The organism is Achromobacter sp. HNDS-1, assembly GCF_040084795.1.
Taxonomy (GTDB): Bacteria; Pseudomonadota; Gammaproteobacteria; order Burkholderiales; family Burkholderiaceae_B; genus Achromobacter; species Achromobacter ruhlandii.
On sequence record NZ_CP157584.1, the window covers coordinates 3,043,062 to 3,060,546 of the forward strand.

Sequence of the window (17,485 nt, forward strand, 5' to 3'; positions counted from 1 at the left end):
GGTTACTCAGGAGGCGGTGGACGGCCCCGCGGCGGGCGCGGGGGCAGCGGCCGGCGCAGCCGGTGCGCTGGCCGCCGGCGCGGCGCTTTCAGCGGGCGTCGACGGGGCACTGGCGCCAGTGGCCTGCTGGCCGCCGCTGCCGTTGCCGCGGAAATCGGTGACGTACCAGCCCGAGCCCTTGAGCTGGAAGCCAGCCGCGGTCACTTGCTTGGAAAACGTGCTTTGGCCGCACTCGGGGCAAACCGAAAGCGGCGCGTCGGAAATCTTCTGCAGGACGTCTTTGGCATGGCCGCAGGCGCTGCACTTATAGGCGTAGATGGGCATCGAGGGCTCCCAGGCGCGGGCCCGGTGTATCAGTAACCGTCGGCCAGACGTTGCAAACCCATTGCGCAAAACCAGGGGCTCGAGGAGTCCTCCAAACCAAAGGGAGGCCCCGGGGCCGGAACTGGCGCTGGACCGGACAACGGCCGGGCACGGCCGGAAAAATACGGGAAAGTCTTGAATTTTAGCGGTTTTTCGTGAAAGGCCGGTGGCGTCCCCACAGCGGGGTGCCCGGGGGCTCCGCCGACGGGCTCGCCCCGCGCCCTCAGACGGGCAACAGGAACATCACGGCGGCCACCGCCGTCGGCCCCAGCGCGGACAAAAACAGCCGCCCGGACGAGATACTGCCGTCCGGAAAATGGTTCTTCAGGATGGCGAAACCGGCCGGATTCGGCGCGTTGGCGATCACGGTCAGACCGCCCCCCGTCACCGCGCCCGCCACCAGCATGTAGCGCCAGGCTTCGCTGGTGCCTTCCACCAGCGACCCCAGGTAGGTCAGCGCGGCGTTGTCGGTAATGGCCGTCAGCGCGGTCGCGCCCCAGAACAGCACGAACGGCTCCAGCCCGCCCAGCAGGTCCTGCAGCCACCACTTCTGCAGGCCGCCCAGCACCACCAGGCCGGCCAGGAAGAAGCCCACCATCAGCCCTTCCTTGATCAACAGGCGGTTCTGGTGGCGCTTGTAGGCCTCGGCAAAGCCGATGAACATCATCAGCAGGCCGAGGAAGATCGCCGGGTGGTGCGCGCTCAACACCACCGCCACCAGGAACACCAGGTGGATCAGCATCACCAGCGCCGGCACGGGCGGCCGGTTGTCCTTGCCTTCCGGGGCGTCGACTCCACCGCCCGTGCCCACCGAGCGCTCCAGCAACGCCTTGCGGCAGATGAAGGTCAGCAGGCCCGCGTTCAGGCACACCGCCACCGCCGCGCGCCAGCCGAAATGCTGCGCCATGAAGGCCGAGTCCCAGCCGAAGGTGGACGCCACCATCAGCACCGGCGGCGCCGCGTAGGAGGTCAGCACGCCGCCGATCGACACGTTGACGAACAGCACGCCCAGCGTCAGGTACTTGAAGCCGGCGCGGCCGCTGGTGCGGAAATAGGCATCACGCAGCAGGATTGCCGCCAGCGTCATGGCCGCCGGCTCGGTGATGAACGAGCCGCCCAGCGGCACCAGCGACATCACCACGAAGAACGTCGCCAGCTCGCGCGGCAGCGGCAGCGCGCGCGCCGTGGCGCGCACCAGCAACCCCACCAGCTCCAGGATCGGCCGGCTGGCCGCCACCACCATGATGGTGAAGACGAACAGCGGCTCGGTGAAGTTGCGGGTGTCCATGTAGCCGATGGCCGCGGACGGCCCCGACAGTGCCGCCATCGCCACGATCAGGGCGAACGCCCACACCCCGAAAACCGCCTCGACCTCGGCCAGCAGGTGCCAGAAGCCGGCATGCGGCCCGCCGCGATGGGCCAGGCGGGCGAACATGGGAACGGAAAAGGTGTGCAACACCGCCACGACGAACAGGAGGGTGGCGATGATCTCTATGGGCTGGGGCATCGAAAGCGCTTCCGGAATGAAGACCCGGGCCGCGCGCACGCGACCCCGAATCGGCGGACAAGGGTCGCACTATAGCGTAGCGAACCCGACCCGCCCTACAGGGACAACGCTAGGATTCGACCACTTTTCAGGCGATAGGCGCGGGCGGTTCGCCGCCCTGCTGTGCATCGCGCATCTCCATCAGCAGGCTGTGCAGCATTTCGGTCGACAGCCCATGCAGCACCAGCCGGTACCCGGCGCGCAGCGTCGACATGGGCACCAGCGGATGACTGTTGTTGACCAGGATCAGGTGCTGCGGCGCGCCCAGCAATTTGGCCGCGTAGATGCCGATGGTCTCATCCAGCTGCAGCGAATTGGCCGCGCGCCAGAAGTCGTTGTCGGTCAGCATCAGCTGGTAGAGCGGCGTGAACAGCTCGATGGCGCTTTGCAGGTCGAGGAAATTCAGCTTGCCCTGCGGCATGTCCTCGAGCTTGAGATCCGGGTCGCGGATCATCGAAAAGTCCACGCGCTCGGGCGCATGCATCTCCACGCCCGCGTCGCGCAAGGCCTGGTTCAGCCGGATCACGAAGTTGAACAGGTTGAGGTCGTGCTTGACGAACAGTTCGTCCTTGAGATCGTCGATCTCCATCGGTTCGAGCGGCGTGGTGGTGATGCGCACCGGCGAGTTGGCCGCGATGAACGCCAGGATCTGCGCGCCCAGATGGAAATGCCGCAGGATCAGCCAGTTGGCCTCTGGCGAGACGAAGCGCTTCAGGCCCCACGCCAGGATGCGATGCAGCAGCCGCGAATGCGACCAGCGGCGCGGCAGGAAGGTCTTGATGACCTGGATCAGGATGATGCAGGCGCGCGCCAGCGGCCGCAGGAACGGCAGCAGGTACTGGCGCGAGCCGCAGCTCGAATCGGTCAGCCAGGCCTTCTTGACCTTGTCCGGCAGCGGCGTGCTGCGATCCAGGTACAGCGCCAGCCACGGACTCGGATCGGCGGGATCGTGGCCCTTGGCCAGGAATTCCGGTTCCTTGTTCATGCGGCATCATCCTCCATCACGTGATGAAACTGCATCAGGTACAGCGCGGCCGTGCGGCGCGCGGTGTCGACGATACGCTGCTCGGCGCGGCCGTCCTCGTCGCAGTCCAGCGCCAGTTCCACCGCCGTCAGCCAGCGCGCCAGGTGGTTCTCGTCGTTGTGGCCATGGTATTCCAGGAAGCGGAAGGCGTCCGGCGGCAGCTTCAGGCTGGCCTTGAGCAGCGGCAGCAGGGCCGGCACGATGCGCTGGCCGGTGCCCTCGATGATGTAGATGGCGCCCAGGAGGCCGATCGGGTCGCGCGTGGCGGCCAGGCTGTGCAGATAGGCGTTGAGCGCCTCGCCGCCGGGGTTGCGGCGCAGCGCGTCGATGTTGTCGATGGCGCCGCCGGCCGTGCGGTAGTCCTGGAACAGGATCTGGAAATCGTTCTGCTCCTCGCCCGCATGCATGTCGATCAGCGCAGCCAGCGGCTGATATTGCTCGGTCAGCGAGGCCGCGCCTTCGCGCATCCACTTGCTGCCCTCGCGCACCTGCGGGATCCAGTTCTCCATCCAGTTCAGGTAATCGGCGGTCTCGAAGCGGCGGTTGCGCAGGCGCCGCACCACCGGCGTGCGCCAGACGCGCGAGCGGTAGTCGTGCCAGATCGCCGCCAGTTCGGTGAGCAACTGGCCCAGGCCCTGCGGCGCCATGTCCGGATCGTGCGGCGGCGCGATGGCGTCGGCATCGGCGCTGTGGGCGTCCTCGCGCCCGGCCGCCGCCGGCGTGGCGCCCACGGCCACCGACGGCGCGGCGTCATGCGCGGCCTCGGCCTCCAGCAGCATGTAGGCCGCCATGAAGCGGCCCGACTCGGGGATGTAGCAGAAGATCTGCTCGCCCGGCTTGATCTCGCGCGTTTCCAGGAACTCGGCCAGCATGATCAGGATCGACGCCGCGCCGGTGTTGCCACGCCAGGCCAGGTTGCTGAACCAGCGCTCTCGCGGGATCACCAGGCCGGCCTTCTCCATCAGGTCCTCGACCACCGGAATGAATTTCTCGGATGAGTAGTGGCACAGGAAATGATCGACCTGGTCCGGATCCAGCCAACCGTCGCGCACCAGCTTGGCGTACTCGTGGATGCCGATGTCGAACAGGTGCGGCAGCAGCCGGATGTCCTGGCGCAGCGACAGCGCGCCATCGGCCTCGGCCTCGTTCCACGACGGATAGTCCAGGTGGCCCTTCTGCCGGTCGGCCGACAGGCCCAGCTGCATGCACACCGGATAGTCGCCCGAGAACGAGCGCTGGTGCACCCACTTCAGGCGCAGCCGCACGCCCTTGGAGGCGCCCGGCAACGGCCGGCCGCCGCGTCCCAGCAGCAACGCGCCAGCGCCATCGGACAGCATCCAGCGCAGGAAATGCGCGTCGAAGTCGGCGTCGTAGCCGCGCGCGGCAAAGCGCGACCGCTTGAAAAGGCGTGACGGCAGCTCGGCCGCGACCGCCAGCGCGCTGGCATGGCCGCCCATCTCGACGCCCTGCGCCGCCACCTGGATCGCCGACACGCCCGCCGCGCAGATGCCGTGTACCGACAGCGTCTCCATCGGATGCGCGGCCAGCTCGCCCTGGATCATGTTGGCAAAGCCCGGCATCAGCGCATCGCCGCCGGACGAGCCGCTGGTCAGCAACGACACATCCGCCAGGTCGCCGTCATTGCGCCGCAGGCAATCGCGGATGGCGTTGGCGGCCAGCTGCGCGTTGGTGAAGACGGTGCCGCCCTCGGCATCGATCGCGTAGTAGCGCTGCTTGATGCCGTTCTCGGCCAGAATGCGGCTCTTGATGCGGCTGGACATGCGGTTCAGCGGCGCGATGTAGCTGTCCATGGCCTCGTTGGACACGGGTTCGCCCGGCATGAAATAGCCGGCGCTTTCCAGGTAGACACGATTGAACGCGATAGGCATGGCGGGTCTCTAGTGGCAGGTATGGAGTGGCGGCGCTAGCGCACGTGCTCGGGCGCCATGCACGAGCGGCTGCGAAAGCGCGGCAGGAAGGTGCCCAGCACGAACACGCGGAACATGTAGGGCGTCAGGCCGCCCTCGTTCAGCGCGGGCGTCACGCGGGCCCGGTAGTGGTCGCGGTGCAACCGGGTCAGTTCGGACCAGTGCGCGCGCGGATTCTCGTGGTGCGCGGTGTGCAGGCCGATGTTGAACAGCAGCGGATTGACCAGTCCTTCGAAGTTGCGGGCGTAGTTCAGGCCGGCGACGGCGCGCGGTCCGCCATCGGCGTGCGCATGTTGCAGGTAGTTGGTGGCCAGCAGCCAGTGCAGGCCGTGCAGTTGCGGGATGATGACGAACACCAGCGCCTTGACCGGATTGATGGCCAGCAGGCCGCCCCACAGCCCCAGCCAGGCGCCGTACTGGCACATGCAGTAGCGCCACGCGCCCGGCCAGTGCCGGCGCAGCCGTCCCAGCCAGGCGAAAAACAGCGGATACAGCACCCACACGGCCTGCACTGGATGGATCAGGTAGCCCCACAGGTGATTGGTGTCGCCGCCGAAGCGGTAGGTGCGTGCCACGTCGCGCGCGCCATGCTTGTAGCGGTGGTGGTTGGCCACGTGCGCCGGATAGAACACGAAAGTGGGATGCCCCTGCAGCAGCGTGATCCAGAAATCGGTGGCGCGGTTGGCCCAGCGGCCATGCCACATGCGGATGTGCGTGTGGTTGTGGTGGATCACGCCGATGCCCAGCGTCAGGAACAGCATCAGCGCGTACAGCGGCCACCAGAAGCCATGCAGCCACTGCCACGCCGCCAGGGCGGGCAGCGCGGCCAGGTAGGCCAGGCTCTGCCAATCGCGCCGGTTGCGCAGCGCGGGCAGCCGGCGCGTCTTGCTAAGCCCGTCCGCCAAGCGATTCTCGCTGCCGGAAAGCTTCCAGCTGGGGCGCGGCCGCCTCGGCCTTCAGCCGGGTGCGGAACAGGCGGTCCATGAACGTGAACTGGAAACCAAAATTGCCGTTGTAGCAGGCGTGGTGCAGGTGATGCCGACGGCTCGCCGCAAACCAGTGCGCATACGACACGTTGGGAAAGAAGTCGTAGTTGGCGTGGCCGATGCAGTTGAAGAACAGGCTGAACAGCGGCACCGACGCCAGCGACCAGAAGCTGAAATCATGCAGCACCATCGGCAGCATGATCACGTTGCCCAGCATTAGCGCTTCGATCGGATGGAAGCTGTAAGTCGAGAACGGCGTCGTCACCACCGAACGGTGGTGCGGCAGGTGGAAACGGCGCAGCAGCTTGGTGTGCAGCAGCCGGTGGTTGATCCAGAAATGCACGTCGTTCCAGGCCACCAGGGCCAGGATCTCCAGCGTGATTTTCTGCCAGCTGGCATCCGGATCCAGGTGCGCCCAGCCCAGCTGCAGCAGGCCCCACGGAAAGATCATGCCGGTGCCGAACAGCAGAATCGACACGCCCGACTGCGTGAATTCACGGCGCAACTGGCCCGGCGCCAGCGGCCGCGGATCGAGCGGCCGGCCGATGCCTAGCGCCGGCAGGATGTACTGGGTCAGCAGCCAGGTGGCCGCGCCGAACAGCAGGTAGATGCCGCCGAAGAACAGCAGGCCCGCCAGCATGACCTGCCAGGCGGACAACGCGACAAAAGCTTGGGCCATGAACGTTTTGTTTCACCCCGGAGAATGGCCGCATCATAAGCAATCCGTCAGCCGCGCGGTGAGACATTTATTACTAAATGAATCCGGACGCCACAAAGCTGCCGCTCCCAGGCCGAAGTTGCGCCTATTGGCAGGGAAACTGCCGGTTCAAGCCTGCTACCGCCGCATCCATGCGCCGAGCCAGGGCCGCGCTCGCGGCCGGCATCGGCTCGCGCAGCTCCGCGCTCAACAGCCCCTGGCGCCCCAGTTGCGCCTTGACCGGTCCCGGATTGGGTTCGGCGAACGCCAGTTGAATCACCGGCGCCAGCGCCTGGAACAGCTTGCGGGCCAGATCCAGTTGCTGCGCCCGCACCGCCTGGTACATGGCCACGAACAGGTCGGGCCGGATGTGCGCCGCCGCCGCGATCAGGCCGCTGCCGCCCAGGCACAGCAGCGACAGCGATTGCAGGTCCTCGCCCGCCAGCACGTTCATGTTGCCGTCGGCGATCAGCGCCAGGGTCTTGTCGAGCGAACCGCCGCAGTCCTTGACCGCGGCGATGTTCGGATGCGCGGCCAGCGACAGCAATGTCGCGGTCTCCAGCGTTGTGCCTGTGCGATAGGGAATGTCGTACAGCACCAGGGGAAAACGCGAGGCATCGGCCAGGCTGCGGAAATAAGCGGCCGCGCCGTCCTGGCCCGGGCGCACGTAGTACGGCGCCGGCGCCAGGATGCCGGCCAGCGGCCGGGTGCCGAACGCGGCCAGCCGCTGCAGCACGTGCCCCTGGTGATTGCCCGCCAGGCCCATCACCACCGGCATGGCGCCGGCCTCGTTCAGCACGGCGTCCAGCACCGCCAGCTGCTCGGCGTCATCGAGCGCCGCGGCTTCGCCCGTGCTGCCGCAGACGACCAGGCCGTCGACGCCCGCGGCCTTGAAATGGCGCACCAGCCGGCGCAAGGCCCCGCCATCGACGGCGCCGCCGGAAAACGGCGTCACCAGGGGGATCCAGACGCCTTGGAACGGGGATTGATGAGTTTGCATGAACACTCCTTCGGTGTAAGCGGACCGTGGTTGGGCCGTACAGAAGTGCTCGGGATACCAGGGGGTGCGCGCGAAGGCGCCGTGGCGCCGCCGTGAGGCCGCTGTTCCGTCGCCCATCTGACGGAACAGCATGCTCCGGTCAGATGAGCGGCTGTTTTTTGGATTTCAGGCCGGCGCAAACCGTCGCCACGCCGAGGGCGCGGAACAGGAAAGCGGACTGGATGGCCTGAGGAATCATGAATGGAATAAAGGGTTGAAACCGGCCGCGGGCGACCGATGCGCAAATCTACCGGGCCGCCGCCACGCTGTCAACGCAGGCTGGCCAGGAAGATCGCGCACAGCGCTTCCATGCCCTGGCGATCGTCTTCGTCGAAGCGGTCCGGCACCGGGCTGTCCACGTCCCACACGCCGATCAACTCGCCCTGGTGCACCAGCGGCACCACGATCTCGGAACGCGAGGCCGCGTCGCAGGCGATGTGGCCGGGGAACGCGTGCACGTCCGGCACCAGTTGCGTCTTGCGCTGGCTGGCGGCCGCGCCGCACACGCCGCGATTGAGCGGAATGCGCACGCAGGCCGGCTTGCCCTGGAACGGGCCCAGCACCAGCTCGGTGCCGTCGAACAGATAGAACCCGACCCAGTTCAGGTCGGGCAGCGCCTGGTAGGCCAGCGCGCTCAGGTTGGCGGCATTGGCGATGCGGTCGTGCTCGCCGTCCAGCAGGGCGCGGGCCTGCTTGGCCAGTTCGGCGTACAGCGCGGCCTTGGAGTCGGCGGTGATCGGGGCGGCTTCAAACATATATCTAAATGTAACTGTACAGGCGATTATCGATGCAAGTGATTTTAGGGGCTGCCCACGATAAAGGGGCCGCCTTGCCACGCTGTGGGACAATAGTTTACGCAGTAACGTCTTTACCGCGCCGTTGTCATCACCCCGTCACTCCCTTCTTGATTAAGAAGCAAACCATGGACAAGCCTCTCGAACCGACGTTCGCCTTTTCCGAACGCGCCCTGCAACTCACCAGCTCCGCGATCCGCGAGATCCTCAAGGTCACCGAGCGCCCCGAAGTCATTTCGTTCGCAGGCGGCCTGCCGGCGCCCGGCGGCTTCCCGGTGGAAGTGGTGCGTGCGGCATTCGACAAGGTACTGTCCACCAATGGCCGCGCGGCCTTGCAATACGGCCCCACCGAAGGCTACGCGCCGCTGCGCCAATGGGTCGCCGACGACCTGAACCGCGCCGGCGCCAACGTCGCCGCCGACCAGGTCCTGATCGTGTCCGGCTCGCAGCAGGCGCTCGACCTGCTGGGCAAGGTGCTGGTCGACAAGGACAGCAAGGTGCTGGTCGAAGACCCCAGCTACCTGGGCGCCCTGCAGTCGTTCAGCCTGTACCAGCCCAAGTACGTGCCGGTGCCCACCGATGACGGCGGCCTGATTCCCGAGGCCATCACCCCCGAGCTGGCCGCCGGCGCCCGCTTCCTGTACGCGCTGCCCAACTTCCAGAACCCCACCGGCCGCACCCTCAGCCTGGAACGCCGCATCGCGCTGGTCAAGCGCGCCGCCGAGCTCGGCTTGACCATCATCGAGGACGATCCCTACGGTGAACTGCGCTACGCCGGCGAACCGCAACCGGGCCTGATCGCCCTGGCCGCCGAATACGGCGCCAACGTCGTGCGCCTGGGCACGTTCTCCAAGGTGCTGGCCCCTGGCCTGCGCCTGGGCTACATCGCCGCCGCCCGTCCGCTGATCAACAAGCTGGTGCAGGCCAAGCAGGCCACCGACCTGCACACGCCCACGCTGACCCAGATGGCCGTGTACGAAATCGTCAAGGACGGCTTCCTCGAAGAGCACCTGCCCAACGTGCGCGAGATCTACCGCGCCCAGGGCAGCTGCATGCTGGACGCCATCGCGCGCGAATTTCCCGCCACCGTCAGCTGGACCAAGCCCGAAGGCGGCATGTTCATCTGGGTGACGCTGCCCGAGCACATCGACAGCACCAAGCTGCTGGAAAAGGCCATCGCCCAGAACGTCGCGTTCGTGCCGGGCGCGCCGTTCTACAGCGGCGCCGGCCGCGCCAACACGCTGCGCCTGAGCTTCGCCACCGTGCCGGAAGACAAGATCCGCACCGGCATCGCCATCCTGGGCAAGCTGCTCAAGGAATACACGGCCTGAAAACCGGGTCCTGACCAGGCTTGACGGTCCCACGGCCGGGCGCGATGCCTGGCCGTTGTTTTATGCTGTCGGCTTTCCTCCCTTTTCTTTCGCCGTGACAGTGAGCGCTCCGCAATCCTCTCCCGTCGACCTCAGCGACATTGTTTTCACCGACTGGGTCGAACGTTGGCTGCCCAAATCGTGGCGGCCCTACGCCCGCCTGTGCCGGCTCGATCGCCCCATCGGCACCTGGCTGACACTGCTGCCCTGTATCGCCGCACTGGTCCAGGCTGCCGGCGGCCTGCCCGACCTGCAACGCCTGGTGGTGTTCTCGCTGGGCGCGCTGCTGATGCGCGGCATCGGCTGCACCGTCAACGACATGTGCGATCGCAACTTTGACAAGCACGTCGAACGCACGCGCTTCCGTCCGCTGACCAGCGGGCAGCTCAGCATGCGTAATGCGGTCTGGTTTTTGCTGGGCCAATTGGTGGTCTGTGGGTCGCTTTTGTTCTTCCTGAATGGCATGAGTCGCTGGCTCGCCGTCGCCGTTCTGCCGTTCGTTTTCATCTATCCGCTGTGCAAGCGCGTGACCTACTGGCCGCAGGTGGTGCTGGGCATCTGCTTCAACTGGGGCATGCTGATGGCGTGGTCGGATACGCAGAACCATGTGCCCCTGGCGGCCATCGCGATGTGGTTCGGCGCGGTGCTGTGGCAGGTGGGTTACGACAGCATCTATGCCTACGTCGATGTGCGCGATGACCGCAGCCTGGGCCTGCATTCCACGGCCATGCGCTTCGGCGACCAGGGCAAATTATGGATCGGCGGCTTCTATCTCGGCACCGTGATTTTGTGGGCCTGGGGCGGCTTTGCCATCGGCATGTCGTGGGCCTATTACGTCGGCATGGCGGCGATCGCCGTGCACCTGGCGTGGCAGTTGAAAGTGTTCGATATCCAGCGTCCGGATCGCAACTTCATGCTGTTCCGCGCCAACCTCTGGCTGGGTGCGATCCTGGTCGCGGCGGCGCTCGCGGGCACCCTGATCGGCTGATCCGGCGCATTGCGGACGCGCCATGCTTGGGAGATGATGGCCGCTCCGACATGCTTTACGGAGTCACCGATGTCCGCTCTGACCAAAACCCTGCTGGCCTTTGCTTCGGCCAGCGCCCTGCTCGGCGCCCTGCCGGCTCACGCCCAGGCCACCACCGATTGCTCGGCGCAACGGGGCTGCGCCGCCAAGTTCTGCCGTCTCGAGAACGAAATCACCTACGCGCGCGCCCACGGCAACACGCACCGGGTGGCCGGCTTGCAGAGGGCGCTGGCCGAGGCCAAGGCGTACTGCACTGACAGCCGCCTGCAATCGCAACGCGAGGCCGATGTGCGCGACAAGCAGAACAAGGTGTCCGAGCGCGAAGACGAACTCAAGGCCGCCCGCGCCAAGGGCAAGCAGGAAAAGATCGACAAGGCCCAACGCAAGCTGGATGAGGCCCGTGCCGAATACGACGCCGCGCTGGCCGACCTGAACCGCTGATCCCTCCCCCTTGATCCGCCCCCGGGGCATCGTCCCGGGGTGGCGCGCGTTGCCCCTCGCTTGCGCTGCGGTATCTCCCCCGTCCTCGCCTCTGTTCCCGGCACGCCTGGCTCTGCCGCGTGCGCCCCATCGCGGGTCCGGCCCCCGCCCCTCCCCGCCCGATCTCTCCTGCGACCACTACCTATTGCGTCATCAAATGGAAATATCGCCACCTATGGTGCCATTTGGTAAGTTCCATCGTGATTAGTATTCATTTTGGAAAGATGTTTTCAGGGAATAAGGGTTTATCCCAAGGTTATTTGGGCCGAGAATGCAACTCATCGGGACACAGCAAGCGACCCCCGGCAATCAGGCCAGAGGATCGGATCCCAAGCTCAAGACATATGGAGGTCTGCTATGAAAACCCTTGCTACCGCTTTGATGCTGTCCATGTCCGTTCTGGCCGCCGCTGGCGCCCAAGCCGCTGAAGCCGACCAAGGCCCGACGCGCGCCCAGGTCCAGGCCGAACTGCAACAGGCCAAGGTTTCCGGCCAGTACACCTTCGGCGAAGAAGGCTACCCCGCCGCCATCGCCCAGAAGTCCAGCCTGACCTCGCAGCAAGTGCAAGAACAGCTTGCCCAGGCCAAGAACGCCGGTGAAGTCACCTTCGGCAACATGGACTACCCGCCCGTCGCCCACGCCGCCAGCACCACGTCGCTGAGCCGCAGCCAGGTCCAGACCGAACTGGCCCAAGCCAAGGCGGAAGGCCTGGTCACCTTCGGCAACATGGACTACCCCCCCATGGGCAGCTGATTGCATGGCCTGGCTTCCAGGCCCTGGCAATCGCCCCCCAAAAGCCCTCCGGCCTCACCCGGAGGGCTTTTCTTTTTGACGTTTCGGCATTCAATTAAGTCATAACGACGTTAGATATAACCGTTACGACGCTTTGGTATCTACAAATCGACAGCGCCCACGCATAGGATGAGGCCAACCCATCCCCCCTCTATGCAGGAGCCGCACCATGTCCCCCTCCCCCAAGCCCGTCCTCCTCCTGGGCGCCGGAAAAATCGGTTTCGCCATTGCCTTGATGCTTGAGCGCAGCGGCGACTATTCGGTCCTGGTCGCCGACCAGGACCCGGCGCGCCTAAGTGTTGTCGCGGAACTGGGCTGCGACACGCGCCAGATCAGTGACGATGCGTCGCTGGCCCGCTGCATCGAGGGCCGCTATGCGGTCGTCAACGCCTTGCCGTTTCATCGCGCCATCGCCGTCGCGCAACTGTGCGCGCAGGCCGGTGTGCACTATTTCGACCTGACCGAGGATGTCGCCAGCACGCACGCCATCCAGGCGCTGGCCGGCGATGCCCGCGCCGTCTTGATGCCGCAATGCGGCCTGGCGCCGGGTTTCATCGGCATCGTCGGCAACGCGCTGGCGCGACGCTTTGACACCTTGCTGGACCTGCGCATGCGCGTGGGCGCATTGCCGCGCTACCCCTCCAACAGCCTGCGCTACAACCTGACCTGGAGCACGGAAGGGTTGATCAACGAATACTGCAATCCGTGCGAGGCCATCGTTGACGGCCAGTTGACCAGCGTGCCGGCGCTCGAAGGCTACGAGACCTTCGCGCTGGATGGGGTCGAGTACGAGGCCTTCAACACCTCGGGCGGCCTGGGCACGCTGCCCGCGACCCTGCTGGGCCGCGCCCGCAATGTCGACTACAAGTCGGTACGCTATCCGGGCCACTGCAACCTCATGAAGCTGCTGCTCAATGACCTGCGCCTGCGTGACCGCCGCGATCTGCTCAAGGACATCTTCGAAACCGCCATTCCCACCACCGAGCAGGACGTGATCGTCATCCAGGCGCAGGCATCGGGCCATCGCCACGGCCGGCTGGAAGAAGAGTCGTATCCGATCCGCGTGTTCGGCGCCGATGTCGACGGCCATCGCCTCAGCGCGATCCAGTTGTCGACGGCGGCCGGCATCTGCGCGGCGCTGGATCTGGTGGCACAGGGTGTGTTGCCGCAGCGCGGTTTCGTGGGCCAGGAACAGATCGCGCTGGAAGCCCTGCTGGGCAACCGCTTCGGCCGCGTCTACGCCGGCAAGCCGCTGGCGCTGGCCAACGCCATGACCGAAGACCGCTAACGCTAAGTCCAGCCCTCCAGGCGCAGCGTCGCCCGCACCAGGCGCTGCTCTTCCTGCTCGATCTCGGCCAGGTTCTGCCGCACGCTGTCGACATGGTCGGCCGCGGCGCGGCGCGCCTGCTCCGGCTGGCGGCCGATAACGGCGTTGAACAGCCGCGCATGCTGCTTGTCGATCTGGCGCTTCTCGGGTTCGCGGTGGTACAGATTGTTGACACAGGCGAACACGGAACCAAGCATCAGGTCATTGAGCGACTGCAGCGTGTGCACCAGCACCGGGTTGTGCGAAGCCTCGCAGATGGCCAGGTGGAAGGCATGATCCAGGTGCGCGTGCGTGGCGGTGTCGGCGGCCTGGGCGTTCACCATCTCGTCGTAACGACGGCGGATCATGATGAAGTCGGCCTCGGTGCCGCGCAAGGCCGCCAGCCGCGCCGAATCCGCTTCCAGCAGCGAGCGCACTTCCAGCAGGTCGTACAGCGTGCGCGGCTGCGAATTGAACAGGTGCATCAGCGGACCGGCATCCACCTTCGAGATACGGGCCACGAACGAGCCCTTGCCTTGCGAGGTGTGGATGATTTCCCGGGCGCGCAGCAGCTTCAGGCCTTCGCGCAACGCGGTACGCGACACGCCCAGCTTCTCGGTCAGCCGCCGTTCCGACGGCAGCGCCTGGCCGGCCTTCAGGACACCGTCCAGGATCAGGCGTTCGATGCGCTCCGCTACTTCATCCGCCACCTGGCGGGGTTTTGCTTCAGTTTCCGCGTGCATGGGCTCTCCGCGCCAGTGGTATGACCAAGCACGCATACCAAGCAGCCTGCCAGATTCCACCTTCGTAAGTAGCTGATATAAAACCATAAAAAAACGATGTTTGCCCAGCAGTCCGCGAACAAACTGGTATGACCAGCGGGTTTTGATATGGACTTTGCGGCGCACGCGAACGATGATGTACGGACAGATTCGCCCGGCGCGCGCGCCGCCCAGACCTCCAATCGTCAGAGACCCGCATGACTCAACGCATCCAGCACCACGGCCTGCAAGTGGCGGCCAATCTCAGCCAGTTCATCGAACAAGAGGCGCTGCCCGGCTCCGGCCTGGACGCCGACGCGTTCTGGAAAGGGTTCGCGGCCCTGGTACACGACCTGGCGCCCAAGAACCGCGCCCTGCTGGCCGAACGCGATCGCCTGCAGGCTGAGCTCGACCGCTGGCATCGCGCCCACCCCGGCCCCATCGCCGACCCGGCCGCCTATCGCCAGTTCCTGGAAAGCATCGGCTACCTGCTGCCGCAGCCGGCCAGCGTGCGCGCCACCACCGACAACGTCGACACCGAAATCTCGCACCAGGCCGGGCCGCAACTGGTGGTGCCGGTGTCCAACTCCCGCTACGCCCTGAATGCCGCCAACGCGCGCTGGGGCAGCCTGTACGACGCGCTGTACGGCACCGACGCGATTCCCGCCACGCCCGGCGACAACGGCGCCGGCTACAACCCGGAACGCGGCCGCGCCGTCATCGCCCGCGCCCGCGCCTTCCTGGATGGCGCGGCGCCGCTGGCACAGGGGTCGCACGCCGACGCCCACGGCTACTCGGTCGAGAACGGACAGCTCAAGGTGGCGCTTGCCAACGGCGCCACCACGCTCAAGACGCCGGCCCAGTTCCTTGGCTACCAGGGCGACGCCGCGGCACCCGGCGCCATCCTGCTCAAGAACAATGGCCTGCATTTCGAGATCCAGGTTGATCGCGCCCACGCCATTGGCGCCACGGATGCCGCTGGGGTCAAGGACGTGTTGATCGAGGCCGCGCTGACCACCATCATGGATTGCGAGGACTCGGTTGCCGCGGTCGACGCGGACGACAAGGTTCACATCTACCGCAACTGGCTCGGCCTGATGAAGGGCGACCTGACCGAGGACGTCACCAAGGGCGGCAAGACCTTCACCCGCAAGCTCAATCCCGACCGCCAGTACACGCGTCCGGACGGCTCGGCGCTGACGCTGCATGGCCGCTCGCTGATGTTCGTGCGCAACGTTGGCCACCTCATGACCAACCCGGCCGTGCTCGACCGCGACAGCCAGGAGATCCCGGAAGGCATCCTCGACGCCGTCGTCACCAGCCTGGCGGCGCTGCACGACCGTGAGCGCAAGCTCAATTCGCGCACCGGCTCTGTCTACATCGTCAAGCCCAAGATGCACGGCCCCGCCGAAGCCGCCTTCGCGAGCGAGCTGTTCGACCGCGTTGAAGATCTCCTGGCGCTGCCGCGCCACACCCTGAAAATGGGCATCATGGACGAGGAGCGCCGCACCAGCATCAACCTCAAGGCCTGCATCGCGGCCGCGGCGGCGCGCGTGGCGTTCATCAACACGGGCTTTCTCGATCGCACCGGCGACGAAATGCACTCCAGCATGGAGGCCGGTCCGATGCTGCGCAAGGGCGACATGAAGTCCACCGCCTGGATCACCGCCTACGAGCGCAACAACGTGCTGGTCGGCCTGGACGCAGGCCTGCGCGGCCGCGCCCAGATCGGCAAGGGCATGTGGGCCATGCCCGACCTGATGGCCGCCATGCTCGAGCAGAAAATCGCGCACCCCAAGGCCGGCGCCAATACGGCCTGGGTGCCCTCGCCCACCGCCGCGACGCTGCACGCGCTGCACTACCACCAGGTGGACGTGCAGGCGGTCCAGCAGGGACTCGAACGCACCAAGCTCGACAGCGTGCGCGACGAACTGCTGGCCGGCCTGCTGACGGTGCCGGTGGGCGACCGTTCCAAGTGGTCCGCCGCCGATATCCAGCAGGAGCTGGACAACAACGTGCAGGGCATCCTGGGCTACGTGGTCCGCTGGATCGACCAGGGCGTGGGCTGCTCCAAGGTGCCGGACATCCATAACGTCGGCCTCATGGAAGACCGCGCCACGCTGCGCATTTCCAGCCAGCACATCGCCAACTGGCTGCGCCACGGCGTGACCAACAACGACCAGGTCATGGAGACCTTCAAGCGCATGGCCAAGGTAGTCGACGGCCAGAACGCCGGCGATCCCCACTACCTGCCGATGGCCGGCAACTTCGACCGTTCGCTGGCGTTCAAGGCCGCCTGCGCCCTGGTGTTCGAAGGCCTGACCCAGCCCAATGGCTACACCGAACCGCTGCTGCACAAGTTCCGCCTGGAATTCAAGGCCGCCCAGGCCTGATTGCCAGAGGCCGCCGGCTACGGCGGCACGCCTCACATTCCGGACAGCCCAGGCTGTCCGTTTTTTTTGCCGGCTTCAGGAATGGCCGAACCATTTTTCGCACAGTCGTGCTAAATTTCAGCGCATGACTGCCAAGACTGAAAAAAGCGAACTGACGTTCGCGGCCATCGTGGACGCGGCGCTGGACATGGCCGCCGCCCAGGGCCTCGAAAGCCTGTCGCTCGGCCAGGTGGCCAAGCGACTGGACATCAGCAAGAGCGGCGTATTTTCGCGCGTAGGGTCGCGCGAAGCCTTGCAGCAGGCCGTGCTGGACGAATACGAACGCCGTTTCGTGGCCGCCGTCTTCACCCCCGCCATGTCGCAGCCACGGGGGTTGCCGCGCCTGAATGCGCTGATGAGCCTGTGGATCGAACGCGCCTGCAACGTCGAACTGCTGACCGGCTGCATCTATATCGCCGGCGCGTTCGAATTCGACGACGTCGAATCCCCCTTGCGCGAAATCCTGGAAAACAACCTGCGGCGCTGGCGCGGGGTCATGGTGCGCACGGTGCGGCAGGCGCTCGACGAAGGCCACTTGCGGCCGGACACCGATCCCGAGCAACTGGTGTTCGAGGTCTACAGTCTCATGATCGGGCTGATGCATGACGCCCGCTTCCTGCGCGACCCCAAGGCCCGCGAGCGGGTCCGCGCCGCTTATGAACGCCTGATTTCCACGTATCGCAGTTTCAAGTACATCGAGTAGTCGTTATCCGGAAGCCGGCGCCAGCCGGCATGGTTTTCAATCAATTTCGCACGATCGTGCGATTTATGCGGCATGGAGCGGATCATGGTTTTCTATCTCAGCGCGGCGGCAGTAGCGGTGGCGGGCATGGCGCGAGCGTGGCTCTCATGGCGTGCGCTGCTGCGCCAGTTGCCCGATCTGCCCCGCCACTTGGTACTGTTCTGAGACACGTTGGCCGCGGGGGCCGGCCAGGGCCGC

General features: G+C 66.1%; 16 protein-coding genes. 7 read left to right on the top strand and 9 right to left on the bottom strand.

Annotation, left to right across the window (positions count from 1 at the left end; translation table 11 throughout):
- Nucleotides 1–6 precede the first annotated feature (6 nt).
- The 8 genes from ABFG95_RS14120 to ABFG95_RS14155 all read right to left on the bottom strand — a co-directional run bounded on the left by ABFG95_RS14120 (nucleotide 7) and on the right by ABFG95_RS14155 (nucleotide 8,338).
- A complete protein-coding gene (locus ABFG95_RS14120) occupies nucleotides 7–324 on the bottom strand; it encodes an FmdB family zinc ribbon protein (RefSeq protein ID WP_049077155.1) in 318 nt (105 codons plus the stop codon).
- A 262-nt stretch (nucleotides 325–586) separates the two neighbouring features.
- On the bottom strand, nucleotides 587–1,870 hold the full coding sequence (locus ABFG95_RS14125) for a putative Na+/H+ antiporter (RefSeq protein ID WP_049077157.1): 1,284 nt from the start codon (nucleotides 1,868–1,870) through the stop codon (nucleotides 587–589).
- 127 nt (nucleotides 1,871–1,997) lie between these two features.
- On the bottom strand, nucleotides 1,998–2,894 hold the full coding sequence (locus ABFG95_RS14130) for a hypothetical protein (protein WP_049077159.1): 897 nt from the start codon (nucleotides 2,892–2,894) through the stop codon (nucleotides 1,998–2,000).
- The gene (locus tag ABFG95_RS14135; RefSeq protein WP_059272855.1) at nucleotides 2,891–4,822 is read right to left on the bottom strand and encodes a StlD/DarB family beta-ketosynthase; all 1,932 of its coding nucleotides are present in this window, start codon (nucleotides 4,820–4,822) and stop codon (nucleotides 2,891–2,893) included. Before ABFG95_RS14135 ends, ABFG95_RS14130 begins: the two co-directional genes overlap by 4 nt.
- A gap of 35 nt (nucleotides 4,823–4,857) precedes the next feature.
- Nucleotides 4,858–5,766, bottom strand: coding sequence for a fatty acid desaturase (locus tag ABFG95_RS14140; RefSeq protein ID WP_059272856.1), 909 nt, complete (start codon nucleotides 5,764–5,766; stop codon nucleotides 4,858–4,860).
- Entirely contained in the window at nucleotides 5,750–6,526 is a 777-nt protein-coding gene (locus tag ABFG95_RS14145; RefSeq protein ID WP_054419898.1) for a sterol desaturase family protein, read from the bottom strand. Before ABFG95_RS14145 ends, ABFG95_RS14140 begins: the two co-directional genes overlap by 17 nt.
- 124 nt (nucleotides 6,527–6,650) lie before the next feature.
- Nucleotides 6,651–7,544, bottom strand: a complete 894-nt coding sequence (dapA, locus tag ABFG95_RS14150; protein ID WP_238909635.1) for a 4-hydroxy-tetrahydrodipicolinate synthase — start codon at nucleotides 7,542–7,544, stop codon at nucleotides 6,651–6,653.
- A 308-nt stretch (nucleotides 7,545–7,852) separates the two neighbouring features.
- On the bottom strand, nucleotides 7,853–8,338 hold the full coding sequence (locus ABFG95_RS14155; RefSeq protein ID WP_348996024.1) for a GAF domain-containing protein: 486 nt from the start codon (nucleotides 8,336–8,338) through the stop codon (nucleotides 7,853–7,855).
- 167 nt (nucleotides 8,339–8,505) lie between these two features.
- Between ABFG95_RS14155 and ABFG95_RS14160 the strand changes: the two genes are divergently transcribed.
- From ABFG95_RS14160 to ABFG95_RS14180, 5 genes are all read left to right on the top strand, one after another.
- A complete protein-coding gene (locus ABFG95_RS14160; protein WP_049077171.1) occupies nucleotides 8,506–9,708 on the top strand; it encodes a PLP-dependent aminotransferase family protein in 1,203 nt (400 codons plus the stop codon).
- A 100-nt stretch (nucleotides 9,709–9,808) separates the two neighbouring features.
- Nucleotides 9,809–10,735 carry a 4-hydroxybenzoate octaprenyltransferase gene (ubiA, locus tag ABFG95_RS14165; RefSeq protein ID WP_049077174.1) on the top strand — a complete coding sequence of 309 codons (927 nt, stop codon included), beginning with the start codon at nucleotides 9,809–9,811 and terminating at the stop codon, nucleotides 10,733–10,735.
- Nucleotides 10,736–10,804: 69 nt separating this feature from the next.
- On the top strand, nucleotides 10,805–11,215 hold the full coding sequence (locus ABFG95_RS14170) for a DUF1090 domain-containing protein (protein WP_175144613.1): 411 nt from the start codon (nucleotides 10,805–10,807) through the stop codon (nucleotides 11,213–11,215).
- 396 nt (nucleotides 11,216–11,611) lie between these two features.
- The gene (locus tag ABFG95_RS14175) at nucleotides 11,612–12,007 is read left to right on the top strand and encodes a DUF4148 domain-containing protein (protein WP_080977534.1); all 396 of its coding nucleotides are present in this window, start codon (nucleotides 11,612–11,614) and stop codon (nucleotides 12,005–12,007) included.
- Between the two features lie 208 nt (nucleotides 12,008–12,215).
- On the top strand, nucleotides 12,216–13,334 hold the full coding sequence (locus ABFG95_RS14180) for a saccharopine dehydrogenase C-terminal domain-containing protein (RefSeq protein WP_059272857.1): 1,119 nt from the start codon (nucleotides 12,216–12,218) through the stop codon (nucleotides 13,332–13,334).
- A gap of 2 nt (nucleotides 13,335–13,336) precedes the next feature.
- Here the strand turns inward: ABFG95_RS14180 and glcC are convergent, their stop codons facing one another.
- Complete coding sequence (glcC, locus tag ABFG95_RS14185; protein ID WP_049077184.1) at nucleotides 13,337–14,095, bottom strand: transcriptional regulator GlcC; 759 nt, start codon at nucleotides 14,093–14,095, stop codon at nucleotides 13,337–13,339.
- Between the two features lie 236 nt (nucleotides 14,096–14,331).
- On the opposite strand from glcC, the gene ABFG95_RS14190 reads away from it, so the two are divergent.
- Together ABFG95_RS14190 and ABFG95_RS14195 are read left to right on the top strand one after the other, a co-directional pair.
- On the top strand, nucleotides 14,332–16,506 hold the full coding sequence (locus ABFG95_RS14190; protein ID WP_278990912.1) for a malate synthase G: 2,175 nt from the start codon (nucleotides 14,332–14,334) through the stop codon (nucleotides 16,504–16,506).
- Nucleotides 16,507–16,630: 124 nt separating this feature from the next.
- Complete coding sequence (locus ABFG95_RS14195) at nucleotides 16,631–17,248, top strand: TetR/AcrR family transcriptional regulator (RefSeq protein WP_049078203.1); 618 nt, start codon at nucleotides 16,631–16,633, stop codon at nucleotides 17,246–17,248.
- The last annotated feature ends 237 nt before the right edge of the window (nucleotides 17,249–17,485 follow it).